At 56.3% G+C, this 23,552-nt stretch carries 21 protein-coding genes; 8 read left to right on the plus strand and 13 right to left on the minus strand.

All coding sequences use genetic code 11. The features are described 5' to 3' along the window. Nucleotides 1-56: 56 nt before the first annotated feature. On the minus strand, nucleotides 57-1,304 hold the full coding sequence (locus tag DNI29_RS18400; RefSeq protein ID WP_238388145.1) for a replication-associated recombination protein A: 1,248 nt from the start codon (nucleotides 1,302-1,304) through the stop codon (nucleotides 57-59). Nucleotides 1,305-1,564: 260 nt separating this feature from the next. Here DNI29_RS18400 and DNI29_RS18405 point away from each other — a divergent pair, with 260 nt between their 5' ends. From DNI29_RS18405 to dinB, 4 genes are all read left to right on the plus strand, one after another. Next, nucleotides 1,565-2,494 (plus strand): DMT family transporter, encoded by a 930-nt coding sequence (locus DNI29_RS18405; protein WP_110979598.1) that lies wholly within the window; start codon nucleotides 1,565-1,567, stop codon nucleotides 2,492-2,494. 292 nt (nucleotides 2,495-2,786) lie between these two features. After that, nucleotides 2,787-4,436 carry a carboxylesterase/lipase family protein gene (locus tag DNI29_RS18410; protein WP_202910523.1) on the plus strand — a complete coding sequence of 550 codons (1,650 nt, stop codon included), beginning with the start codon at nucleotides 2,787-2,789 and terminating at the stop codon, nucleotides 4,434-4,436. Nucleotides 4,437-4,556: 120 nt separating this feature from the next. Then, nucleotides 4,557-4,847 carry a hypothetical protein gene (locus DNI29_RS18415; RefSeq protein ID WP_110979599.1) on the plus strand — a complete coding sequence of 97 codons (291 nt, stop codon included), beginning with the start codon at nucleotides 4,557-4,559 and terminating at the stop codon, nucleotides 4,845-4,847. Between the two features lie 185 nt (nucleotides 4,848-5,032). Next, nucleotides 5,033-6,112: a DNA polymerase IV gene (dinB, locus tag DNI29_RS18420; RefSeq protein ID WP_110979600.1), complete on the plus strand. Its 1,080-nt coding sequence runs from the start codon at nucleotides 5,033-5,035 to the stop codon at nucleotides 6,110-6,112. 57 nt (nucleotides 6,113-6,169) lie between these two features. Here the strand turns inward: dinB and DNI29_RS18425 are convergent, their stop codons facing one another. The 12 genes from DNI29_RS18425 to DNI29_RS18475 all read right to left on the minus strand — a co-directional run bounded on the left by DNI29_RS18425 (nucleotide 6,170) and on the right by DNI29_RS18475 (nucleotide 18,361). Continuing rightward, nucleotides 6,170-6,493, minus strand: a complete 324-nt coding sequence (locus DNI29_RS18425) for a hypothetical protein (protein WP_110979601.1) — start codon at nucleotides 6,491-6,493, stop codon at nucleotides 6,170-6,172. A gap of 149 nt (nucleotides 6,494-6,642) precedes the next feature. Continuing rightward, entirely contained in the window at nucleotides 6,643-7,587 is a 945-nt protein-coding gene (locus DNI29_RS18430; protein ID WP_110979602.1) for an N-acetylornithine carbamoyltransferase, read from the minus strand. Between the two features lie 53 nt (nucleotides 7,588-7,640). Further along, entirely contained in the window at nucleotides 7,641-8,006 is a 366-nt protein-coding gene (locus DNI29_RS24235) for a hypothetical protein (protein WP_123823316.1), read from the minus strand. A gap of 167 nt (nucleotides 8,007-8,173) precedes the next feature. Further along, nucleotides 8,174-11,404: a carbamoyl-phosphate synthase (glutamine-hydrolyzing) large subunit gene (gene carB / locus DNI29_RS18435; protein ID WP_110979603.1), complete on the minus strand. Its 3,231-nt coding sequence runs from the start codon at nucleotides 11,402-11,404 to the stop codon at nucleotides 8,174-8,176. A 97-nt stretch (nucleotides 11,405-11,501) separates the two neighbouring features. Further along, nucleotides 11,502-11,792 carry a hypothetical protein gene (locus tag DNI29_RS18440; RefSeq protein WP_123823317.1) on the minus strand — a complete coding sequence of 97 codons (291 nt, stop codon included), beginning with the start codon at nucleotides 11,790-11,792 and terminating at the stop codon, nucleotides 11,502-11,504. A 92-nt stretch (nucleotides 11,793-11,884) separates the two neighbouring features. Continuing rightward, nucleotides 11,885-12,253, minus strand: coding sequence for a hypothetical protein (locus DNI29_RS18445; RefSeq protein ID WP_110979605.1), 369 nt, complete (start codon nucleotides 12,251-12,253; stop codon nucleotides 11,885-11,887). Between the two features lie 151 nt (nucleotides 12,254-12,404). Next, on the minus strand, nucleotides 12,405-13,490 hold the full coding sequence (gene carA / locus DNI29_RS18450; protein WP_110979606.1) for a glutamine-hydrolyzing carbamoyl-phosphate synthase small subunit: 1,086 nt from the start codon (nucleotides 13,488-13,490) through the stop codon (nucleotides 12,405-12,407). Nucleotides 13,491-14,024: 534 nt separating this feature from the next. Next, on the minus strand, nucleotides 14,025-15,164 hold the full coding sequence (locus DNI29_RS18455) for an aspartate aminotransferase family protein (protein WP_110979607.1): 1,140 nt from the start codon (nucleotides 15,162-15,164) through the stop codon (nucleotides 14,025-14,027). A gap of 24 nt (nucleotides 15,165-15,188) precedes the next feature. Beyond that, entirely contained in the window at nucleotides 15,189-15,593 is a 405-nt protein-coding gene (locus DNI29_RS18460; protein WP_110979608.1) for a hypothetical protein, read from the minus strand. Between the two features lie 29 nt (nucleotides 15,594-15,622). Next, nucleotides 15,623-16,603 carry an N-acetyl-gamma-glutamyl-phosphate reductase gene (gene argC / locus DNI29_RS18465; RefSeq protein WP_110979609.1) on the minus strand — a complete coding sequence of 327 codons (981 nt, stop codon included), beginning with the start codon at nucleotides 16,601-16,603 and terminating at the stop codon, nucleotides 15,623-15,625. Beyond that, complete coding sequence (gene argG / locus DNI29_RS18470) at nucleotides 16,593-17,783, minus strand: argininosuccinate synthase (RefSeq protein WP_202910534.1); 1,191 nt, start codon at nucleotides 17,781-17,783, stop codon at nucleotides 16,593-16,595. Before argG ends, argC begins: the two co-directional genes overlap by 11 nt. Further along, complete coding sequence (locus DNI29_RS18475; RefSeq protein WP_110979611.1) at nucleotides 17,780-18,361, minus strand: GNAT family N-acetyltransferase; 582 nt, start codon at nucleotides 18,359-18,361, stop codon at nucleotides 17,780-17,782. The genes argG and DNI29_RS18475 overlap by 4 nt, the downstream gene beginning before the upstream one ends. Before the next feature lie 612 nt (nucleotides 18,362-18,973). On the opposite strand from DNI29_RS18475, the gene argB reads away from it, so the two are divergent. The 4 genes from argB (at nucleotide 18,974) to DNI29_RS18495 (ending at nucleotide 23,472) form a co-directional block, all read left to right on the plus strand. Continuing rightward, entirely contained in the window at nucleotides 18,974-19,756 is a 783-nt protein-coding gene (gene argB, locus DNI29_RS18480) for an acetylglutamate kinase (RefSeq protein WP_110979764.1), read from the plus strand. After that, nucleotides 19,744-20,814 (plus strand): M20 family metallo-hydrolase, encoded by a 1,071-nt coding sequence (locus tag DNI29_RS18485; RefSeq protein ID WP_110979612.1) that lies wholly within the window; start codon nucleotides 19,744-19,746, stop codon nucleotides 20,812-20,814. Before argB ends, DNI29_RS18485 begins: the two co-directional genes overlap by 13 nt. Before the next feature lie 170 nt (nucleotides 20,815-20,984). Continuing rightward, nucleotides 20,985-22,292 carry an argininosuccinate lyase gene (gene argH / locus DNI29_RS18490; protein WP_110979613.1) on the plus strand — a complete coding sequence of 436 codons (1,308 nt, stop codon included), beginning with the start codon at nucleotides 20,985-20,987 and terminating at the stop codon, nucleotides 22,290-22,292. Nucleotides 22,293-22,935: 643 nt separating this feature from the next. Then, entirely contained in the window at nucleotides 22,936-23,472 is a 537-nt protein-coding gene (locus tag DNI29_RS18495; protein WP_110979614.1) for a TetR/AcrR family transcriptional regulator, read from the plus strand. Nucleotides 23,473-23,552 lie beyond the last annotated feature (80 nt).

Consider the following 23,552-nt stretch of genomic DNA (forward strand, 5'->3'; position numbering starts at 1 on the left):
TGACAACCTTATTACGTGTTACCTCAACTCACACCCTCCTACCCTATACTCCTACTCTAATACCCATACTTCTCGCCCCACAATTGCCGTAGGCGCTCCTGGGCTTTGGCCTCGGCGGGGTTGTGGCCGGGGTGGTAGAATACGCGGCCACTTAAGGCTTCGGGCAGGAACTCCTGGTAGGCGAAGTTGCCCTCATAGTCGTGCGAGTACATGTATTGGTTGCCGTAGCCGAGCTCCTCCATGAGCTTGGTGGGCGCGTTGCGCAAGGCAATGGGCACGGGCTGCACGCCCTGCTGGCGCACCAGGGCCCGCGCCTCCCGAATGGCTTTGTAGCTGGCGTTGCTCTTGGGCGAGGTAGCGAGGTACACCACCGTCTGGCTCAGAATAATATCCGACTCCGGCATGCCGATGACCGTTACGGCCTGGAAGCAGCTTTGGGCCAGCATGAGGGCATTGGGGTTGGCCAGGCCCACGTCTTCGGAGGCCAGAATGAGCAGGCGGCGGGCAATAAACTTCACATCTTCGCCGCCTTCCAGCATCACGGCCAGGTAGTATAGCGCCGCGTTAGGGTCAGAGCCGCGGATGCTTTTGATAAAGGCCGAAATGACATCGTAGTGCATTTCGCCGCCCTTGTCGTAGCGGGCGAGGTGCTGCTGGGCCAGCTGCTGCACGGCCTCGTCGGTGATGACGATTTCGCCGGTTTCGGGGGTGGGGCGGCTGGCTTCTACTACTATTTCCAGCAGGTTCAGCAGCTTGCGCGCATCGCCGCCCGAAATGGTGAGCAGGGCGTTGTAGTCCTGCACGCGCACCTTTTTCTGCTTTAGGATTTCGTCTTCGGCCAAGGCTTTGTCTACGAGGCTGGTCAGCACATCTTTCCCCAAGGGCTCCAGCACGTACACCTGAGCCCGACTTAAAACGGCCGGGATAACCTCAAACGAGGGGTTTTCGGTGGTTGCCCCAATCAGCGTGACGACGCCCTGCTCCACGGCCCCCAGCAGCGCATCCTGCTGGCTTTTGCTGAAGCGGTGAATTTCATCAATAAACAGCACGGTGCCGCGCTGCTTGCGGGCCCGCTCAATCACCTCGCGCACATCTTTCACGCCGGCATTGATGGCCGATAGCGCCGCAAAGGGCAACCCCAACTCCTGGGCCAGCAGGTTAGCCAGCGTGGTTTTTCCTACCCCCGGCGGGCCCCAGAGAATAAGCGAGGGTAGGCGGCCAGCATTGAGGTAGCGGCGCAATACGCCCTCAGGCCCGATGAGGTGCTGCTGCCCGGCATACTCCTGCAGGGTGCGGGGCCGCATGCGCTCGGCCAGCGGGGCGCCGGGGCGGGGCAGGTTCGGCTGGGCGGAGGGGGTAGGGTCAGAATCGAAAAGGGAGCCGGTGGCCATAGGAAAGAAAGCTCAGATGAAAGGGCGCAGCACGGAACTACGGATGATACCCCACCCCGCAGTAGGGACGGTTAGAAAATGCTGCCGGGCATGAGGTGGGCTAACAAAGGTAACTACGGCACTCAGCGGTTTTGCGCTGCGGTGGCGCTGCGGACTGCTACCTTCGCGGCCGGATGAAAAACTCGTTGAAAGTACACGCGGCCCTGTTTGTGGTGGCTCTGATTTACGCCGCCAACTACAGCATTTCCAAAGATGTGATGCCACGTTACATGGGGCCCTTTGGGCTGGTGCTGCTGCGCGTGGTGGGCGCTACCGTTTTCTTCGGTGTCCTCAGCCGCCTGGTAGCGCCCCACGACCGGATTCAGGGCCGCGCCGACCAGCTGCGGGCAGTGGCCTGCGGGGTGCTAGGCATCGGCCTTAACCAGCTGCTGTTTTTCTCAGGCCTGAACCTGACTTCGCCCATTAACGCCTCCCTCATCCAGACGATTGCGCCAGTGGTAACGGTACTGGCCTCGGCAGCACTGTTGGGCGAAAAGCTGACGCTACCCCGGCTGCTAGGCATAGGGCTGGCGGGGGTAGGTGCAGCTAGTATCATTCTGAGCCGGGGGCCGGTGGCAGCAGGCGGGCAAGATGGGTTTTTGGGCAACCTCTACATCTTGCTCAATGCCACGGCCTTTGGGGTGTACTTAGTGCTGGTGATGCCACTCATGCGCAAGTACCACCCGTTTACAGTGCTGGCCCGCATTTTTCTGGTGGGTGCCGTGCTGGCCGTGCCTGCCGGCTGGCAGCAGGTACAAGCCGCCGACTATGCCAGCTTTCCAACGGGTATTTGGGTGGCTATTGCCTACATGGTCATCTGCCTGACCATCCTGGCCTATCTGCTCAACAACTGGGCCCTCAAATACGCTTCGCCTTCCTTGCTGGGCGCTTACATCTATCTGCAGCCGGCCCTGGCCGTACTCATTGCAGTGGCGGCGGGCAAGGATACGCTCACGCTCGCCAAAGCCCTGCAAGCCCTGCTAATTTTTGCCGGCGTGTTTCTGGTGAGCCGCAAGCCTCAGCCTACTGCCGTCCCCGCGCCGCTGGAGGCAATTCAGGATTAGGCAACTGCCCCTAACGCCACTTGGCCCTATGCCTTCCGGAGAGTAAACACAAACTGTCATTCTGCGCATCAAGCTGAGAAGGACAACGACAACAGGGACATACAGCTTCTTGGGGGTGATGGGGTAGCATAAGCTTTCTGGCATTCCCCAAGGCCGTCACTATAGAAGTTGCTACCCCTAGGAATTCATGAAAGGCTCGCAACAGCCGCTAGAGTTTGCCCCAGGTTCTGTAGTATTGAGCATCTTGAGCCTGTCGGCCCCACCATTTCTGCCATCCTTGCTTACCTGTTCTATGAAAACGCTGCTGCTTCTTTCCCTCCTGACCGTATCCGCCCTACCCCCTGCCGTGGCTCAAACCTCCGCATCCACTACTACCAACTCTCAGGCTGGGCCCCAGGTAAAAACCGCCAATGGAGTGTTGGAAGGCTTGGTTACAGCTAACGGCATCCGCACCTTTAAAGGAGTGCCGTTTGCCGCGCCACCCGTGGGTGAGCTGCGCTGGAAAGCGCCCCAGCCCGTGCAGAACTGGACCGAAGTACGCCCGGCCAAAGCGTTCGGGCCGCGCGCCATGCAGCTGCCAGTATTCGGCGACATGAACTTTCGCTCCAACGGTGTGAGCGAAGACTGCCTCTACCTGAACGTCTGGACGCCAGCTAAATCCAGTAAGGAGAAGCTGCCGGTGCTGGTGTATTTCTACGGAGGCGGCTTTATTGCCGGCGACGGCTCGGAGCCGCGCTACGACGGCGAAAGTATGGCCCGCCGCGGCATTGTGGCCGTCACGGTGAATTACCGCCTGGGCGTGTTCGGCTTCCTCTCCCACCCTGAGCTCACAAAGGAGTCGCCGAACAAGGCTTCGGGCAACTATGGCTTCCAGGACCAAACGGCTGCCCTGCGCTGGGTGCAGCAAAACATTGCGGCCTTCGGCGGCGACCCGAAGCAGGTAACCGTAGCCGGCGAGTCGGCGGGTTCAATGTCGGTCAGCGCCCAGATGGCTTCGCCCCTATCGAAAAACCTGTTTGCCCGCGCCATTGGAGAAAGTGGCTCTATGCTGAATACCGGTTTCGGCCCTGTTCCGCTGGCGGAAGGCGAACAAGCGGGCGTTGCGTTTGCCACCAGCCTGGGGGCAACTTCCTTGGCCGCACTGCGGGCCTTGCCGGCTCAGCAGTTGCTGGAGGCCGCCGGCAAACCTGGCACTCCCCGCTTCGCCCCTACCCTCGATGGCTACTTCTTCCCCCAGAAACCTGCGGCCATTTTCGCGGCTGGGCAGCAGGCCCGCGTGCCGCTGCTGGTGGGCTGGAACTCACAGGAAATGGGTTACCAGGCCCTGCTAGGCCCCCTATCCCCTACCCCCGAAATCTTCCGCCAAGCCGTGCAGAAGCTCTACGGTGAGCGGGCCGAAGAAGTCATGAAGCACTACCCCGCCGCTACCCCCGAACAGGCCGAACAAGCCGCCACCGACCTGGCCGGCGACCGGTTTATCAGCTACAGCACCTGGAAATGGGCCGATGCCCACGCCCAGACTAGCGGGAAGCCGGTGTACCGCTACATCTACGCCCGCCCCCGCCCCGCCATGGTACCCGAAATGGGCAATGCCACCACCGGGCTGGCGGGCGGGGTAGTAAAGCAAGCTCCAAACGCAGCCCCCGCCCCGCCCGCTAAGGGCGCGGTGCACTCGGCTGAAATTGAGTACGCCCTGGGCAACCTGCCGGGTAACAAAGTCTTTGCCTGGACACCCGACGATTACAAGGTATCCGAAACGATGCAGAGCTACTTCGCCAACTTCATCAAAACCGGCAACCCCAACGGCAAGGGCTTGCCCACCTGGCCCGTTACTACCCCTGGCCAAGCCTCGCAGCTGCTGCGCATCAATGTCACGACGAAAGCGGAGCCGGAGCAGCACCGGGCGCGCTACCTTTTTCTAGATCAGCAGGCTAGTAAATAACGGCTTAGCGCCTGCTTCTCACAACACCTGAACACTTACGGCGTAGGTAATCAGAAGTCGTGGTGGTGAATGACACCCGCACTTTGCCCAGCACTTTTTCCTCGCTATAACCTTCGCACTATGAAAATGAAAGCATCACCCGTTTGGATCGGGGCCCTGGTAGCCGGCAGCACGGCGGCCTTTTACTTCTGGCAGAAAAAAAGCAACTCGAACCCCACGCAGCCCCTCGCCGATGCCGGCACCTCTGGCGGCGCCGCGTCGGTGGCTACCTCCAGCAGCTCGAGCAACCGCACCCCTACCACTGAAAACGGCCACGTCCGCGACGTGAAAGCCACCGACCTGCCTGCCCCTGATACTGGCACCAACTTCACGGTGCAGGGCGATGTGCACGAGCCCTGCAATAACGGGTAACCTCAGGCGGGCTGTTTTTAAAGCTGTTCCATCACACCGGAGTCGGGCTCATGCCTGGCTCCGGTGTTGCGTTTACAGAGGATTTGTATTCGTCTTTCACTATATAATTCTTTGTCTCAGGGCCAACGCTGAACTTTGCAGGGGTAGCATTCCCCTACCCCTCTTCTCAGCGCAAACCCTCCCCGTTGGACGCCCCAGAAACCCGTAAAATCATTCACCTTGACATGGATGCCTTCTATGCCTCGGTGGAGCAGCGCGATAATCCGGCGCTGCGCGGCAAGCCTGTGGCCGTGGGTGGGGCCCGGCAGCGGGGTGTGGTAGCGGCCGCCTCCTACGAGGCCCGTAAGTTTGGCGTGCGCTCGGCTATGCCCTCCACCACAGCGGTGCGCAAGTGCCCCGACCTGATTTTTGTGAAGCCCCGGTTTGAGGTCTACAAAGAAGTTTCGCGGCAGATTCGGGCCATTTTTGCGGAATACACGCCTCTGATTGAGCCGCTCTCCCTCGATGAAGCCTACCTCGACGTAACCGAAAACCTGAAAGGTATTGCGTTGGCCACGCAGGTAGCCCGCGAGATTCGGGCCGAGATTCTGCGCCAGACTCAACTCACAGCCTCGGCGGGCATTTCCTACAATAAGTTTCTGGCCAAGCTCGCCTCCGACTACCGCAAGCCCAACGGCCAGTTTGTAATCCGGCCCGACCAGGGCATGGCCTTCGTAGAGAAGCTGGGGGTAGGCGAATTTCACGGCATCGGGCCGGCCACGGCGGCGCGGCTCAACAACCTGGGCATCTTCAGCGGCCTCGATTTACGGCAGCAGTCGGAGGCCTTTCTGCGTCAGCATTTCGGCAAGGCTGGCTCGCACTACTACCTCATTGCCCGCGCCCAGGACCACCGCCCGGTGGTGGCTGACCGTTTGCGTAAATCTATCGGCTCCGAAACCACCTTCGAGCATGACTTGCTGACGCCCGAAGAGCTAATAGACGGCCTACAGCCCTGCCTCGACTCAGTGTGGCAGCACTGCCAGCGTACGGGCCTGCGGGGGCGTACCATTACCCTCAAGGTCAAGTACACCGATTTTCAGCAGATTACCCGCAGCCGTACATTGTTCGGCTTGGTTCCTACCCCCGAAGCTTTTGCCCAACTCAGCCACGAGCTGCTAACCGGAATTCAGCCTGTCAGCAAGGGCATCCGGCTGCTGGGCGTCTCGCTTTCCAACCTCGAAGCGCCGGAAGAAGTTGTAGGTAAGCAGCTAGCCCTACTGCTATAAACGCAAAACCGCCCCGACTTGTACAGGCGGGGCGGTTTCAGTGGAAAGCCAGTGACCTTATTGGGGGTCAGCTTTTACTTTCGACTTTTTCTTTTTGTCCTTCATTTTTACATCTGAAGGCGTAGTAGTCGTGGGGCTCACGGTACCCGTAGTGCTCGACTGGGTTTCTACGGTAGTAGTGGTAGAAGCCGGGGTAGTCGTGCTCTGGTTGATCATCGAACCCGAGGTAGTACCCTGTACAGGCTGGGTAGGCTGCGTCTGAATCGTGGTGCTCTGAGCAGGCTGGGTCGTGGTAGTTGTAGTGGTGCTGGAGTTGGTCTGCGCGTTAGCAGCCGTTACGCCAGCGGCAAATACTGCGGCAATAGCAAGGAGCTTTTTCATAGCAGGTGAAAGGAGAGAGTGAAACTTGAAAGCCAACCGCGCGGCCGGCTTCTGACAGCCTTTAACGAAGCTCGCCCGGGAATGTTGTAATTGCCCCCGATTTTGTCCTAATTTCTGCCCTCACGTACTGTTGAGCCGCGAAAAAGTTTTTACTTCAACAGCTCGTGCAACACTGTTTGCATGGAAAATACACGGTTGCCAGCCTCCTGAATTACCAGCGAATTTGGAGAATCCAGGATGGCATCTGATACCTCTACGTTGCGGCGCACGGGTAGGCAGTGCAGGAACTTGGCATCGTTGGTGCCAGCTATGTGCTCCGGCGTGAGCATCCAGCTGGGGTCATTGCTGATAACCTGACCGTACTCTTTGTAGCTGCTCCAGTTCTTGGCCTGCACGAAGTCGGCACCTTCCAGGGCCTTCTTCTGGTCGTACTCAATGCGGGCACCTTTTGTGAACTTGGGGTCCAGCTCGTAGCCCTCGGGGTGGGTTATCACGAAGTCTACCCAGTCCACTTCCGAAAACCAGTCGGCGAAGGAATTGGGTACGCACTGGGGTAGGGCGCGCACGTGCGGAGCCCAGGTCAGCACCACTTTCACGCGCTCCTTTTTCTTGGTTTCGGCCACCGTAATCAGGTCGGCAAACGACTGGAGTGGGTGAAGTGTAGCGCTTTCCAGGCTAATAACCGGCACAGTAGCGTACTTCAAAATCTTGTTGAAGACTTCCTCACCGTAGTCGGCCTCGCGGTCCTTGAGCGTGGGGAAGGTGCGCACGCCCAGCACGTCGCAGTACTGGCTCATCACAGCAATGGCCTCCTTAATGTGCTCCTGGGTGCCGCCGTTCATCACCGCGCCATCGGCCATTTCCAGTGTCCAGGAATCGGCGCCGGCGTTGAGTACCCACGCTTGCGCGCCCAGGTTGTAGGCCGCCTTCACCGAGCTAAGCCGGGTACGTAGGCTAGGGTTGAAGAAGATCAGCCCCACGGTCTTGTTCTTGCCTATGTGCTGGTAACCGTACGGATTCGCCTTGATTTCTAGGGCTTGCTTAAGTAAGGCTTTATAGTCGCCTGCATCGGCGAAAGAGGTGAAGTTGTTCATGAGTTATGTAGCACGAGGTTTCACCTTGCGTTTCGTTGCAAGGCCTGGCAGAACTACTTTGAAGAATGTTGAAGAAGAAGGGTGTGATATCTTCTGTAGAAATCATAAGCTTTAATAGAGTCCGCCTTAGAGTAAAGCTTAAGCGTGTCGCCTTTCATTGCGAAAGGCTCATTATGGAAAAAGCCTTGCTTTTTGCGATTTGAATCCAAGACTAAGTACTTACCACGCCGCTGCCAAGTGCCTTTGTCTTTCAATATACCCTTGCTATGATGGTACCAGGAAGAATAAGTAAAGGTCGAGTCTGAGTGCAGGGCAAGTAAAATTTCTGAATAGCCCCAACGGCCTCCTTTATAGACCTGAACTGTTGGCTCAGTCACAAGAAAAGCTGCTACTAAGCAGTAACAGGCAAATAGTCTCATATAAAATACCAATAATGACTCTATTAAAAACAGAGCTAGAACGTCATGCTGAGCAGAATTGAAGCATCTCTACCTCCGGCTAACTCAACTGGCCTAGGCCTATGGCAACCACACGGTATAGATGCTTCGGCAAGCGCAGCATGACGTTCTTTTCCCTCGCTCTGACGTTACATCGCCTTATACTCGTTCCAGCTCTTGATCTTCAGGTCCTTCATTTCCAGCTTGCAGAAGGCCTGGATGAAGGCTTTGGCCAAGCGGGCGTTAGTGAGCAGCGGGATGCCGAAGTCGATGGCGGTACGGCGGATTTTGTAGTCGTTGTCCAGCTCGCCCTTCGACAGGTTCTTCGGGATGTTGATGACCAGGTCGATCTTCTTCTCCTTGAGGTAGGTTAGCACGTTGGGCTCCTGGTAATCGTCGGGCCAGAACAGCAGGCTGCTGGGAATGCCGTTTTCGGCGAAGAAGCGGTGCGTACCCTGCGTGGCGTAGATGGTGTAGCCCTTCTTCACCAGCAACTCTACGGCCGCGAGCAATGCCACTTTCGACTTGATCGGCCCCCCGGAAATCAGCACCGACTGCTGCGGAATCTTGTAGCCCACGCTCAGCATCGACTTGAGCAGCGCTTCCTCAGCCGTGTCGCCCAGGCAGCCTACCTCGCCGGTGCTCACCATGTCTACGCGCAGCACGGGGTCGGCGCCGGGCAGGCGGGTGAACGAGAACTGCGGGGCTTTCACGCCCACGAAGGGCAGGTCGTACACCCGCTCGCTTTCGTCGCGGGCCACTTTCTTGCCCAGTAACACCTGCGTGGCCTTTTTAATCAGGTTATTGCCCGATACTTTCGACACGAAGGGGTAGCTGCGCGAGGCGCGGATGTTGCACTCAATCACCCGGATTTCACCGTTTTTATCCAGGAACTGGATGTTGAACGGCCCACTGATTTCGTAGCGCTTGGCAATCTTCTCGGCAATGGTTTTCAGCTTCCGGATCGTGCGCACGTACACCTTCTGGGGCGGGTAGTACATGGTAGCGTCGCCGGAGTGTACGCCGGCAAACTCCACGTGCTCGGAAATGGCATAGCTCACGATTTCGCCCTTGTCGGCCACCGCGTCCAGCTCAATTTCCTTGGCATCCTGCATAAACTCCGATACCACTACCGGATACTCGGCGCTTACCTCCACGGCAGCTTTCAGGAAGGCCTCCATCTCAAACGCGTTGGAAACCACGTTCATAGAAGCTCCCGACAGCACGTAGCTTGGACGAATCAGCACGGGGTAGCCTACCTCCCCCACAAACTCAAACATGGCGTCCAGCGACGTCAGCTCCTTCCAGCGGGGCTGGGCAATGCCTAGCTCGTCCATGATGCTGGAGAACTTGTGGCGGTTCTCAGCTTCATCGATGCGAGCCGGAGCCGTACCTAAAATGGGGGCCTTGGCATCGGCCAGACGGGTAGCGAGGTTGTTTGGAATCTGGCCACCAGTAGAGAGAATTACGCCCTCCGGTTGCTCAAACTCCAGAATGTCCATCACCCGCTCGAAGCTCAACTCCTCGAAGTACAGCCGGTCCGACACGTCGTAGTCGGTAGAAACGGTTTCGGGGTTGTAGTTGATGATGATGGTTTTGTAACCCTCTTCGGCGGCCGTCTGCACGGCATTCACGCCGCACCAGTCGAACTCCACGGAGCTACCGATGCGGTAAACGCCCGAGCCCAGCACCATAATGGACTTATCAGTTTCCGGCTGCAGGTCGTTCTCGGTGCCGTGGTAGGTGCTGTAGAGGTAGTTGGTTTTGGCGGGGAATTCAGCCGCCAGCGTGTCAATCTGCTTGATGACGGGTAGTACGCCCAGGGCCTTGCGGCGGGCACGCACCAGCAGCTCGTCGGCTTTCACGTCGCCTTGGCCCAGCAGCTTCACCGCAATTTGCTGGTCCGAAAAACCGGCTTTTTTGACCTCGCGCAGTAGGCCAGTTTCCAGAGCATCGACGCCGCTACCGCGCTTAGCAGCTAGCTGGTTACTCAGCTCGAAAATGGTGTACAGACGCTGCAGGAACCAGTGGTCAATCTTGGTCAGATCGTGCACTTGATTCAGGGTATAGCCAGCCTCAAACGCCAGGTTAATGGCGAAGATGCGCTCCTCGTTCGGCTCGCTCAGCAGCTTGTCTATGGTCGCATTGTCCACCTCCTCGGGCTTGTTGGCCACGAAGCCGCGTTTGCCGGTGTCCAGCATGCGTAGGCCCTTCTGAATAGCTTCCTCGAAGGATTTGCCAATGGCCATCACCTCGCCCACGCTCTTCATAGCCGAGCCAATCTGCCGGTTCACACCCTCAAATTTGCCCAGGTCCCAGCGCGGCAGCTTTACTACTACGTAGTCCAGGGCCGGCTCGAAGAAGGCCGAAGTAGTCTGCGTTACGCTGTTTTTCAGCTCCGACAAAGAGTAGCCCAGGCTCAGCTTGGCTGCTACAAAGGCCAGCGGATAGCCCGTAGCCTTAGAAGCCAGCGCCGAGGAGCGCGACAAACGGGCATTCACCTCAATCACGCGGTAGTCCTCCGACACGGGGTCGAGGGCGTACTGAATGTTACACTCGCCTACAATGCCGAGGTGGCGAATGGTTTTGATGCCGATGCTGCGCAGCTTGTGGTACTCGCGGTTGCTCAAGGTCTGCGACGGAGCTACCACGATGCTCTCCCCGGTGTGGATGCCGATGGGGTCGAAGTTCTCCATGTTGCAGACCGTGATGCAGTTGTCGTACTGGTCGCGCACCACTTCGTACTCTACTTCCTTCCAGCCCTTCAGCGACTCTTCCACCAGTATCTGGTCAGAAGTCGTGAAGGATTTCTGGACCAGGGCCCGCAGTTCGTCCATGTTATTGGCGAAACCACTACCTAGGCCACCCAGCGCAAACGCCGCCCGCACGATGATGGGGAAACCGATTTTCTCGGCCGCGGCCACCGCATCTTCCATGGTCGTTACGGCCACGCTGCGGGCCGAAAGCACCCCAATCTGGTCGAGCTTCTCCTTAAAAATATCCCGGTCCTCGGTGTCGATGATGCTTTGCACGGGCGTGCCCAGCACCTTCACGTTGTACTTCTCAAACACGCCAGCACGGAACAGGGCCACGGCGCAGTTCAGGGCCGTCTGGCCACCAAACGCTACCAGAATACCATCGGGCTGCTCCTTCTTGATGACTTCCTCCACGAAGTAAGGCGTCACAGGCAGGAAATACACGTCGTCGGCAATGTTATCCGACGTCTGCACGGTAGCGATGTTGGGGTTGATGAGGATGGTGCGGATGCCTTCCTCTTTCAGCGCCTTGAGGGCCTGGGAGCCGGAGTAATCGAACTCACCGGCCTCGCCAATTTTCAGCGCGCCGGAACCGAGGATGAGAACTTTCTGTGGTTTTTCCATTCTAAGGGTTAGAGTAACAGGCCGCTGGTGCGGTCATGTTAAAAGGCAGTCGTGCTAGGCCGGCTACAGCCGGTGGTTTATGTGGGTAGAGTAGGTGTTACTTAGAAAATAGGGTGTCGCTTTTCACGATTTCCCAGTTGCCGGATGCCCGTCTGGTCATCCAGAGTTTGATGGTAGCGTTGGCCCGCTCACCATCTAATAAGAAGCGGAAGACGAGCGAGTCTTTTTTTGCACTCAGGTTCTCCACCTTGAAGTTCTTAGAGCTTATCCGCCCGGTTCTGCTGGTTATTCTGGAGGAAAATCGGGCCGAACTCATCGCCTGGGCAATCAGGTCAGCCGGCTCTCCCAGCACTGCTTTCAGAATCGTGCGCTGGCCTAGGTTTTTCACGAAGTAGAACCCCGCGAAAGCCAGAACACCCAACAACACATACCCCCAGGTCGGAAAACTTCTACTTTTCGATGGCATGGGAGGAGTGCGGTTTACTCAGTGAAAATGGTGTCGCTCTTCAGCATCTTCCATTCGCCAGATGGCTGCCTCATAACTTTAGTCTTGATAGTAGCGGTGGCTTTCTCACCCTTTAGCACGAGCCGGAAGGTGAGGGAATCTTGCTTCGGGCCTGGCTTCCCGGCGTCAAACTTCTTCGAGACAATCTTCCCGGTGCGGCTTAAAATCCGAGGTGATATTTTGGTGCCATTCAGCGCCGAAATAACGAACTCCGATTGCTTGCCCATAGCCAGTCTGACCACGTCTTCTGCCTTAATACTCTTGATGAGGTAATACGCCGCAAACGCCGCAATTCCCAGCGCTACATACACCCAGTTCCGCGTACCTCCGCTTTTTTCTTGCATAGTGCTCGTGCATTAAAAATGACCGGGCTGAAGATAGCGACCATCATGCTGAGCTTGTCGATGTATCTCAACTGACCTAGGTCTATTGCAACGAAGCAGTTGAGATGCATCGATAAGCTCAGCATGATGAGGAGTGACATTCTCGGCCAGTTTATTTCGCGGCTTTGTGCTCAGCTACGGCTTTCAGGAAGTCATCAAACAGGTACTCCGTATCCTCAGGCCCCCCGGCGGCTTCGGGGTGAAACTGGGTGGAGAAGAACGGCTTGCTCTTGTGCTTGATGCCTTCGCAGGTGCCGTCGTTCAGGTTTTCGAATAACATTTCCCACTCAGCGGGCAGCGTGTTGGTGTCCACCGCGAAGCCGTGGTTCTGGCTGGTGATGTAGCTGCGCTTGGTGCCCGAGAGCAACACCGGCTGGTTATGGCTGCGGTGGCCGTACTTCAGCTTGAAGGTGTCGCCGCCCGCGGCCAGGCCCATGAGCTGGGAACCCAAGCAGATGCCGAAGATGGGCTTGTCCTGGCCTAATGCGGTTTGGAGGTGTTGGATAGTGGGCGTACACATCTTTGGGTCGCCGGGGCCGTTGCTGAGGAACAGGCCGTCGTAGTCGAGCTTGGTGAAGTCGTAGTCCCAGGGCACGCGGATGAGTTCCACGTCGCGCTGGAGGAAGCAACGGATGATGTTGGTTTTGGTGCCGCAGTCTACCAGCACGATTTTGTGCTGGCCGTTGCCGTAGTGCTTCACCTCGGTGGGGCTTACCTGGGCTACCAAGTTATCCTGGTTGGGGTCGTGCAGCTCTACATCTTCCTCGGCCACAATTTTGCCCAGCATGGCGCCCTTCTCCCGCAGAATTTTGGTGAGCATGCGCGTATCCACCCCGAAGATGCCGGGGATGTTGTATTCCGCCAGCCAGTCGCCAAGGCTCTTGGCGGCGTTCCAGTGGCTGTGCTCCTCCGAGTAGTAATTCACTACCAGACCGGCAATGTGAATCTTGTCCGACTCGAAAATCTTGGAAATCGATTCGTACAGTTCCTCGCCGGGTACGCCGTAGTTGCCCACCATGGGGTAGGTCAGCACCAGAATCTGGCCGGCGAAGGAAGGGTCCGTTAGGTTTTCGGGGTAGCCGGTCATGGCCGTGCTGAACACCACCTCGCCCGCGGCAGAGGTGAAGGCGCCGAAAGATTGGCCCTGAATTTCGGTGCCATCTTCCAGGACGAGTTTTACCGATTTAGCGTTTTCCACTCTGTTTTTTTGCGAAAAAGGGTTTACTCTGTTATTGATTTTCTGCGGTAGTCAAGCCCGCTGCTTCTCTTGTTGAGCTGTGAGGCAATGGCAGGGGTAGCCCTCTGCCCGATCAATGCTGATCGGTGCCTTACTAGTGAGAGGCAATGCGGTACTTCGGCGCCTCTGTTGAGTGTCTTGCGGGTGCGCAGCGTAGCCTTCGCCGGCTTGGGCAGCCGCCCGGATACAATTTCGGCTGGAACAGAACCAAAAATTAGAGGTCTATTCCAGCCGAACGATGACTTAAGCCAAACGGGAGCGAAAGAAGATATATCAATCGGTCCCGCACCCAGCCGCTCCCAGATGTCAGGCATCGGGAAGTCTGGCGAGCACGACTGCTGAAAGGAAATGTGGGAGGCCGTTCTTTCACGGAAAGAACCAGCCGGTTGCTGCGCAATAGTCACCAATGGCAGCGTGCAGCTAATCAGAAGGGGAGCCTGGCTCGTGAACTTCATCGTGCTACTCATTGGGGCTGCAAGTTAGGTTACAAGTCGCTTACTTTTTTACCTCGACCGGAATAAGTGTGTAGAGCGCCTGCAGGAACCGGTCAACTTCGGCCTTAGTGATGTTCAATGGGGGTAGCAAGCGCAGTACCGTGGGGTCGGAAGCATTGCCCACGAAGATGTGGAAGTCAGAGAGCAGCTTGTCGCGCACGTCCTTGATGGGAAAATCGTACTTGATACCCACCATTAGGCCCCGGCCCCGAATTTCCTCGGCACCAGCGTTGGCTTCGAGCTCCGAGCGGAGGTAGTGGCCTAGCTCGGTGGCATGGTTCAGCAGGTCTTCCTGCTCAATAACCTCCAGCACGGCCAAGGCAGCGGCGCAGGCCAGGTGGTTGCCCCCGAAGGTAGTGCCCAGCAGACCATAGGAGGCCTTCAGCTCCGGCGCAATCAGGATGCCGCCGATGGGGAAGCCGTTGCCCATGCCTTTCGCTACCGAAATAACATCGGGGCGGATGCCGGCGTGCTGGTGGGCAAAGAACTTGCCGCTGCGGCCGTAGCCGCTCTGCACCTCGTCGGCAATCAGTAGGGCGCCGTACTGCTTGCACAGTGCGGCTAGGCCAGTCAGGAACTCATCGGAGGGCATGATGATACCGCCTACCCCCTGAATGGGCTCAATGATGGCCGCGCAGACGTCGCCGCCTTGCAGCACCTGCTCTACCGCGGCCAGATCGTACTCCACGAAGGAAATGGCGTGGTCGGCGTTGAAGGGAGCTACAATTTTGGGGTTATCGGTAGCGGCAACTGCCCCGGAGGTACGGCCATGGAAGGCGCCTTTAAAGGCGAGTACACGCTTTTTGCCAGTGTGGAAGGACGCCAGCTTCAAGGCATTCTCGTTGGCCTCGGCACCGGAGTTGCACAGGAACAGCGAGTAGTCCTCGTAGCCCGACACCTTGCCTAGCTTCTGAGCTAGCTGCTGCTGAATCGGAATCTGCACCGAATTGGAGTAGAAGCCAATGTTCTGCAGCTGCTCAGTGAGGCGCTGCACGTAGTGCGGGTGGCTGTGGCCGATGCTGATAACAGCATGCCCACCGTAGAAATCCAGGTACTCCTGGCCTTTATCGTCCCAAAGTTTCGCTCCCAACGCCTTTACCGGCGTGATGTTGACGAGCGGATATACATTGAAAAGCTCCATGTCGTGACGGTATTGAATTCGCAGTTAGTAGTAGGTGGTACCCACGCCACCATGGACAAACAAATTCTGTTTCGGGTAGCGTTTGTTGAGAATAGTGAAGTGCCAATTCTCAAATGGCCCATCTCTTACTATCAATTCCTGCTTGTTGCTAAGTAGCAGAAACAGTTGACCTTGTTTGTCAGCCTTAGCTTCTTCTATCTTGATATCAGCATGAAACCAATCATAGAAAAGCAATAGAGCTTCCTTTTGGCGCGGCGAGAATTTGGTGACATGACCAGACGTTAGTACCTCAAATTCTCCGTGGAGGTCAAGAGATATACGTTCGTCTGCGTCAGCAAAAATCAGTTTGATCAGCCCACTATACACGATCTGCTGAATGGCGTAACTAGCTAAGGGTAATTCGTAGTAGCGGCCTATTTCTTTCAACATCTTCGTACTAGTATGATTGATCTACGTGGTTAAAACAGCGCCGCTTTCAATCCTAGGCCAGTCGTTTCTGGCAAGCCAAAGAGCAGGTTCATGTTTTGCACGGCTTGTCCGGAAGCACCTTTCACGAGGTTGTCGATAACTGAAGTAATGAGCAGCTGCTTGCCAAATTTCTGCACGTGCAGCAGGCATTTATTGGTGTTAACTACCTGCTTTAAGTGAATTTCCTTGTCCGACAGCGTGGTGAACGGCGCATCGGCGTAGAACTTCTGGTACAGCTCCCGCGCTTCCTCCTGGGTCAGGTCCGAGGGCGTGTAGACGCTGGCGAAGATGCCCCGGGAGAAGTTGCCGCGGTACGGAATGAAGTGCATGGCGCTTTCCAGCTGCGGCTGCAGTTGCGCCAGGCTCTCCCCGATTTCGCCGAGATGCTGGTGCGTAAAGGGCTTGTAGATGGACACGTTATTCGTGCGCCACGAGAAGTGCACCGTCTCCGACAAGCTCTGCCCCGCGCCCGTGCTGCCCGTAATGGCCGATACGTGCACGTCGTCCGTGAGCTTTCCGGCTTGGGCCAGGGGTAGCAAGGCCAGCTGAATGGCCGTGGCAAAGCAGCCAGGGTTGGCAATGCTCTGGGCCTGCTGGATGCGGCTTTTGTTCAGCTCCGGCAACCCGTACACAAACTCCCTACCCCCAAACTCAGCGTCAACCTCGAGTCGGAAGTCGTTGCTCAAGTCGATGATGTGGGTGGTTTCAGGTAGCTCATGCTTCGTTAGCCAGGCTTTGGAGTTGCCGTGGCCTAGACACAGAAAGACTACGTCTTCATCACCCGCCAGCTCCGAGACAAACACCAGATCAGTCTCGCCCACCAAGTCGTCGTGGACCTGGTAAATAGGGTTGCCAGCGTTGGAGGAGCTGACGATGGCCCCCAGCTCCGCGTACTCGTGGTGCAGCAGAATGCGGATGAGCTCACCAGCTGTATAGCCAGCGCCGCCTACGATGCCAACCTTAATTTTCATCGTTGAACGAGCTGTGAATCCGTAGCTGGTTGCTGAAGATCTTGATGAAGCCCTTGGCATCGCGGCCGTCCCAGGCGTCGTTTTCCTCGCCGTAGGTGGCCACTTTGGAACGCATCATATCGTACTTCGACTCAATGCCCTGCAACTCGAACTGGTAAGGCTTCAGGGTCACGAACACCTTGCCCGAAACGCGCTCCTGCGACGACGTGAGGAAAGCCTCCATGTCGCGCATCACCGGGTCGAGGTACTGGGCTTCGTGTAGCAGGGTGCCGTACCAGTTGGCGATGTAGTCCTTGTGCAGCAGCTGCCAACGGCTGGAGGTGTGCTTCTCCAGCAAGTGGTGAGCCTTCAGCAGAATCAGCGGAGCGGGAGCCTCGAAGCCTACGCGACCTTTGATGCCCAGAATAGTGTCGCCCACGTGGGTGTCGCGGCCAATGGCGTAGGTGCCAGCTAGGTCGTTCAGAGCCTGGATTAGCTCTACCGGGTTCATCGATTTGCCATTCAGCGCTACCGGCTCACCCTTAGCAAAAGTAATTTCAACGGTAGTAGGCTCGTTGGCCGTAAGTTGCGTGGGGTACGCCGACTCGGGCAGCGCCTGGTGCGAAGTCAGGGTTTCTACGCCGCCTACACTAGTGCCCCAAATACCCTTGTTGATGGAGTATTTGGCTTTTTCCCAGCTCATCTCGAAGCCGTGCTGGTTCAGGAAGTCAATCTCCGCCTGGCGCGACAGTTTCAGGTCGCGGATGGGGGTGATGATTTCCGTGTTGGGCGCGATAACCGAAAAAGCCACGTCGAAACGCACTTGGTCGTTGCCGGCGCCGGTGCTGCCGTGGGCAATGTAGTCGGCCTTGTGCTCCCGGGCGTACTCGGCTAGGGCCAGCGACTGGAACATGCGCTCCGCGCTGACGCTCAACGGGTAGGTGTCGTTCTTGAGGATGTTGCCAAAAATGAGGTAGCGCAGGCAGTCCTGGTAGAAACGCTGGGTCACGTCAATCACCTCGTGCTTAGTCGAGCCCAACTCGTAGGCTCGCTTCTCGATGGCAGCCAGCTCTTCCTCGGAAAAGCCGCCGGAGTTGACGATGACAGTGTGAACTTCCAGACCCAGCTCGCGGGTCAGATATACAACGCAGTAGGACGTATCCAAGCCGCCGCTGTAGGCTAAAACTACCTTTTTCATTATTGGCCTTGGGGTGTAAGAATCTCAATCGTCTCCTGGGCGCGCTGGCTGTACTGGTCGTCGAGCTTGTCGTAGACCATGCCGGTGCACAGGCACATTTTGCGCTCATTTTCCATCAGGATGCCGTAGTTTTTGCAGCTAGAGCAGCCTTTCCAGAAATCGTCGCTCTGGGTCAGTTCGGGGAAGGTGACCGGGCGGTAGCCCAGCTCATTATTGATCTTCATCACGGCCGCTGAGGTAGTGATACCGAAGATCTTAGCCGCCGGATACTTTGTGCGGGAAAGCTCAAACACGCGGTGTTTGATAGCGCGGCCGAGGCCTTCTTTTCGCAGTTCCGTGTTTACAATCAGCCCCGAGTTGACTACAAACTTGTTGTCTTCGAAGGTCTCGATGTAACAGAAGCCGGCTAGCTGCCCATCAATAAAGGCAATGATGGCGTCGCCCTTCTCCATCTTCTTTATTAGATAGTTAGGGTCGCGCTTGGCAATACCGACGCCCCGCGCTTTGGCAGATTCGGCATACCATTGACAAAGGGTGTCCACGTACTGCGCATCAGCAGCATCGGCGACTCGTAAAATCATGGTCGAAGCTCAGTTAGTTGCCCCTTATGTACGGCAACAGACTTGAAAAGACGGTAAAAGAGGAGCTTAAAACGAAGCACATAGCTGTGGCAACGCTGCCATCAGCACGTTAGCTGATAGCCAGAAAAGAAGCTCGAAAAGCAAGCGCCCGCTGAATTGCCCCGGTGCTGGGGCACTTAATTGTTCAGTTGGGCAAGGGTGCACTAGGGCCTACACTCGTGTCAATTCGTTACTCTGAGAAACTTTCTTCAGTAGGGCGCTTACTGGGTGGCCCTCTCGCCGGATTTTATCCTAAAAACCAGACGATATATTGCATGCCAGCTCTTAAGCTGGCATTGTTCGCACAACCAGGTTTGGTCGTCGCAGAAGCGCAATAGAAGAGAGAAGAGTCATTGACAACGGCCGCGGGGCGGCGTGGGGTGTTTCTGCGGTTTAAAATGAATAGGACCGCTAAATCGTTGCAAAACTAGATGTTTTTTTTTGGAAACTTTGCCGGCCCAACTTTAAAAAATAGTTACCACTATATGTGGGTTTCCGTTAGCAGTAAGCTCAACGGCAAGCGTGTTTTGGCATTCGGTGGCCGTACGCGCCATTTTTCCCATTCCTACTCCTATGCGTGAAGGCCTAAAAATATTTAAAATTGGTGGCGGCATCATCGATGATGAAGCTCAGCTAGGCCACTTCCTGACGGAGTTAGCTCGCATTCCCGGTCAAAAGATATTGGTGCACGGAGGCGGCAAAGGGGCCAGCCAGATGCTCCAAGACCTCGGCATCGAACCCCAGATGGTGCAGGGCCGGCGCATCACCGATGCCCCTACCCTCAACATTGTAACGATGTTCTATGCCGGCAAAACCAACAAGCAAGTGGTAGCACTGCTACAAGCAGCCGGTGTAAATGCGCTAGGCCTGTCGGGGGCCGATGGTAACGCAATCCGGGCGGTCAAACGTCCGGTAAAGGAGATTGATTACGGTTTCGTGGGTGACTTGCCCGAGGACAGCATCAACACCACGCTGCTAAGCCAGTTGCTGCAGGCCGGCATTACACCAGTATTCTGCGCCATTACGCACGACGGCCATGGGCAGCTACTCAACACCAACGCTGACACTATTGCCAGCACCTTGGCCCGGGCCCTAGCCGCGCACTACGAGGTGGAGCTGCATTTCTGCTTTGAGAAAGACGGTGTACTCTCTGACATTAACGATGAGCAGTCGGTTATTCCGCAGATTGTGCCGGCTCAATACCAGCTGTTGAAAGCCGAAGGCGTTATTGCCGCCGGTATGGTGCCTAAGCTCGATAATGCCTTTGCGGCCCTGGAAGCTGGCGTGGAGCGCGTAGTGATTGAAAACGCGCTTAAAATCAACGAACTCGTGAAAACTGTGCTATGTCGGAGTTAATAGGCCGACTGACTGAGGATGCCATTGAGTTGCTGCAGGAGCTGATTCAAACTCCCTCTCTCTCGCGGGAAGAAGACCAGACGGCAGAACTGATCTTCCGGTTTCTGGCCTTCCATGGCGCCCACCCGCGGCGGGATAAAAACAATGTATGGGCTATATCAAAGCACTTTGATGCCAGCAAGCCCACCATCCTGCTCAACTCCCACCACGATACGGTGAAGGCTGGCAACACTTGGACCTATGACCCACTGGGCGCGGTAGTAGAAGGCGACAAACTGATCGGCCTGGGCAGCAACGATGCCGGAGCTTCGGCGGTGAGCCTGCTGGCTACGTTCCTGTATTTCCATGAGCGCACCGACCTAGCCTATAACCTGATTTGCGCTATTACGGCCGAAGAGGAAGTATCGGGGGTAAATGGTATTCGGAATGTACTACCCCTCCTACCCCCCATTAACCTGGGAATCGTAGGGGAGCCTACCCAGATGGACCTCGCCGTGGCCGAAAAGGGCCTGGTGGTACTCGACTGCGTGGCCCACGGCCGCACTGGCCATGCCGCCCGCGAGGAAGGCGAGAATGCCCTCTATAAAGCTGTAGCCGATATACGGTGGTTTGAAGAGTTCCGCTTCCCCAAGGTTTCGCCGCTCCTGGGCCCTGTGAAAATGACCGTGACGCAGATTCAGGCTGGCTCCCAGCACAACGTAGTGCCCGACCGTTGCAACTTCGTGGTCGATGTGCGCACCAATGAGTTGTACTCCAACCAAGAGGTAGTGGAGTTGGTGCGCCAGCATGTCACCTCCGACGTTACGCCGCGCTCCACCCACCTCAACTCCTCACGCATCGACCTAAGCCACCCGCTAGTGCAGCGCGGAATAAGCCTAGGACGCCGCACGTTTGGTTCCGTCACGCTTTCGGATCAGTCGATGATGCCGTTTACAACGGTGAAAGTAGGTCCCGGCGACTCGGCCCGCTCCCACACGCCTGATGAGTACATTCTGCTCAGCGAAATCCGGGCGGGCGTAAAGGGCTACGTAGCTTTGCTCGATGGACTGGAGCTCTAGCGAGTCAAACGCTGGCCCTGCTCCTCAATTGAGAAGGTATTAAGGGTGGTTGACCATCGTTAGTACCTTCTCTAAAAAATTAGCTCTGGTCGTCATTCCAGGCCACCTAAACCACCCCTAACACCTCCTCAGCTGAGGCGAGAAACTAGACTTAGCTTAACCAACCACGCATGAAAATCTGGGATAAGGGCATTGCCGTTGATAAGAAGATTGAACAGTTTACTGTGGGCCGCGACCGGGAGCTGGATATGTACCTCGCGCAGTTCGACGTGCAGGCCTCAAAGGCCCAAGCCAACATGCTAGCAAAGGCTGGATTGCTTTCCGAAGAGGAAAATCAACAGCTGCAGCAAGGCCTTGCAGAGCTGACTGCGCAAATCGAAGACGGCACTTTCACTATCGAGGAGGAGTTCGAAGATGTGCACTCGAAAATCGAGTACTACCTCACGGAGAAGTTTGGCGACGCGGGCAAGAAAATCCACACGGCCCGCTCCCGCAACGACCAAGTGCTCACAGCTATTCAGCTATTTCTGAAAAACTATACCGAGCGGGCCGCCGCCAAAACGCTGGAGCTGATGCAGGTGCTCCTGCAGAAAGCCGAAGCCCACAAGGACGATCTGATGCCCGGCTACACGCACTTCCAGGCGGCCATGCCTAGCTCCTTCGGCCTGTGGTTTTCTGCGTATGCTGAACACTTGCTAATGGATTTGGCCCTGTTCGAAGCCGCCCACACCGTGGCTGATCAAAATCCGCTGGGGTCAGGAGCCGGCTTCGGCAGCTCATTTCCCATTGACCGGCTCCAGACCACTCAGGAAATGGGGTTCAGCAACCTTGCTGTAAGCAGCGTGGGCGCCCAAATGCTGCGCGGCAAAACTGAGAAAACCGTGGCATTCGCTCTGGCTGGCATGGCCGCTACCCTTGCCAAGATGGCCTACGACCTAGTGCTATACAATTCGCAGGACCTTGCCTTTGTGGAGCTGCCGGCAGCCTTTACCACGGGCTCCAGCATCATGCCCCACAAGAAAAACCCCGACGTGTTTGAACTGATTCGGGCCCGCTGCAATGCTCTGCAGGCCCTGCCTAACACGCTCATGCTCGCAACCAGCAACCTACCCAGTGGCTACCACCGCGACTTCCAGATCCTGAAGGAACTGCTCTTCGAGCCCATGACCCAGTTCCTGGACATTCTCGACATCGTGCTCTTCGCCTTACCCCAGCTGCGCATCAAGCCCAACCTGCTGAATCAGGAGAAATACGATGCCGTGTTTACCGTCGAAAACATTAACCAATTAATCCAGAGCGGTACGCCGTTCCGCACTGCTTATAAACAGGTAGGCTTGGCCGTGGAAGATGGCAGCTATGTACCTCACAAGGAGTTCCAGACTGCGCACCTAGGTAGCGTGCACAACCTGGGCCTAGAAGAAATTCAGGCGAAGGTTGATCAATTCAGGACGGGTAGCTCCCTTACTGCCACTCACTAAGTGAATCGCAGCAGCCGATTCTAGTTTCTTCAACTTTCTGAGCGGAGCCTTTGAACTGCAGCGTTGTACGCTTCAGTTTGAAGGCTCTGAGCATTCTATTCGTTGATTACCCGCAAACGATTTCGCTGAATAATTGCGAAGCAATAGCTATTTGAGAAAATGACAAAATTTTGAACATTTATATTATTGCCTGATTAACAGCGATTTACAATAAAAATACACCAATGGTGAGTGATTACTTACAATCAATAGTGAGCTAATACTTACTACTATTCAGAATTCTTCACTACTATTGTATCACCAACCCGGTAGCAAATCCCACTAGCTATCGGTAGATAATTCCCACGCCCTGTTTACCCGGATGTACTCCCACCCCATCCGGTAACCTTCGAGAACCGCGCAGCTTTACCCCCGGCTTTGCTGCTCGCTGGTCATCGAAACCCACGTAGCCGGCCGATTTGGTAAACCCAAGTCGGCCGGCTTCTGTTTTTAGCCGTTTTAAAGATTAAAGCCGCCAACAGTAATCTGAACTGTATGGTAAAAAAATAACTGATTTTAACGCTCAAGACGCGAACTTGCGGCGTTTCTACCGTTTCAGGCAAGAAGCTTAGCGCGGCGTACGCCGTAAAACTGAACAACTGATATGACCAACCGCAAACAGCACATTGCAGAGGTAGCCCTGCAGCTATTTGGGGAGAAAGGCTTCGAGAATACTTCTACTCAGCTGATTGCAAAGGCGGCGGGAGTATCGGAAGCCCTTATTTTCAAGCACTTTGGCTCCAAGGATCAGCTCCTGGAGTTTGTAATTCGCAACGGGTATAAGCGCATTATTGAGGACAACCGCGGTGGACTAGCGGAGCAAGACCCGTTGGCGTTTATCCATAGCGTGATTGAGCTACCCTTCAAGCTGGTACAAGCCGAGCCGCACTTCTGGAAGCTACAGTATCGCCTCGCCGACTCGGAAATGGCCCGGCAGCAGCACGAGCGGTTTATGAAACCAGTACCAGGTTTGCTTCGGCAGGCGTTCCAGAAATTAGGCTACGCCGACCCGGACAAGGAAACGGAGCTGCTGCTGCTGCTGGTGGAAGCCCTCTGGAAACAGGAGGCTACCAAGACCGAGGACGACGACCAGGGCCGCGGTATGCTGGACTTCATCAAGCAGAAATATCAGGCGCAGTAAGGGTGGTTATAACCCAACGCCCCGGCGAACAGACCTTAGTTGAGGCCTGTTCGCCGGGGCGTTGGGTTTGCATCGGTTTT

The organism is Hymenobacter sediminis, assembly GCF_003231285.1.
Taxonomy (GTDB): Bacteria; Bacteroidota; Bacteroidia; order Cytophagales; family Hymenobacteraceae; genus Hymenobacter; species Hymenobacter sediminis.

What these genes read in the sequence shown, in the direction of transcription:
- DNI29_RS18400 (WP_238388145.1), bottom strand. Translation starts at nt 1,304, where the DNA reads ATGCGGCCCCGCACCCTGCAGGAGTATGCCGGGCAGCAGCACCTCATC.
- DNI29_RS18405 (WP_110979598.1), top strand. Translation starts at nt 1,565, where the DNA reads ATGAAAAACTCGTTGAAAGTACACGCGGCCCTGTTTGTGGTGGCTCTG.
- DNI29_RS18410 (WP_202910523.1), top strand. Translation starts at nt 2,787, where the DNA reads ATGAAAACGCTGCTGCTTCTTTCCCTCCTGACCGTATCCGCCCTACCC.
- DNI29_RS18415 (WP_110979599.1), top strand. Translation starts at nt 4,557, where the DNA reads ATGAAAATGAAAGCATCACCCGTTTGGATCGGGGCCCTGGTAGCCGGC.
- DNI29_RS18425 (WP_110979601.1), bottom strand. Translation starts at nt 6,493, where the DNA reads ATGAAAAAGCTCCTTGCTATTGCCGCAGTATTTGCCGCTGGCGTAACG.
- DNI29_RS18430 (WP_110979602.1), bottom strand. Translation starts at nt 7,587, where the DNA reads ATGAACAACTTCACCTCTTTCGCCGATGCAGGCGACTATAAAGCCTTA.
- DNI29_RS24235 (WP_123823316.1), bottom strand. Translation starts at nt 8,006, where the DNA reads ATGAGACTATTTGCCTGTTACTGCTTAGTAGCAGCTTTTCTTGTGACT.
- carB (WP_110979603.1), bottom strand. Translation starts at nt 11,404, where the DNA reads ATGGAAAAACCACAGAAAGTTCTCATCCTCGGTTCCGGCGCGCTGAAA.
- DNI29_RS18445 (WP_110979605.1), bottom strand. Translation starts at nt 12,253, where the DNA reads ATGCAAGAAAAAAGCGGAGGTACGCGGAACTGGGTGTATGTAGCGCTG.
- DNI29_RS18455 (WP_110979607.1), bottom strand. Translation starts at nt 15,164, where the DNA reads ATGGAGCTTTTCAATGTATATCCGCTCGTCAACATCACGCCGGTAAAG.
- DNI29_RS18460 (WP_110979608.1), bottom strand. Translation starts at nt 15,593, where the DNA reads ATGTTGAAAGAAATAGGCCGCTACTACGAATTACCCTTAGCTAGTTAC.
- argC (WP_110979609.1), bottom strand. Translation starts at nt 16,603, where the DNA reads ATGAAAATTAAGGTTGGCATCGTAGGCGGCGCTGGCTATACAGCTGGT.
- DNI29_RS18475 (WP_110979611.1), bottom strand. Translation starts at nt 18,361, where the DNA reads ATGATTTTACGAGTCGCCGATGCTGCTGATGCGCAGTACGTGGACACC.
- argB (WP_110979764.1), top strand. Translation starts at nt 18,974, where the DNA reads ATGCGTGAAGGCCTAAAAATATTTAAAATTGGTGGCGGCATCATCGAT.
- DNI29_RS18485 (WP_110979612.1), top strand. Translation starts at nt 19,744, where the DNA reads ATGTCGGAGTTAATAGGCCGACTGACTGAGGATGCCATTGAGTTGCTG.
- argH (WP_110979613.1), top strand. Translation starts at nt 20,985, where the DNA reads ATGAAAATCTGGGATAAGGGCATTGCCGTTGATAAGAAGATTGAACAG.
- DNI29_RS18495 (WP_110979614.1), top strand. Translation starts at nt 22,936, where the DNA reads ATGACCAACCGCAAACAGCACATTGCAGAGGTAGCCCTGCAGCTATTT.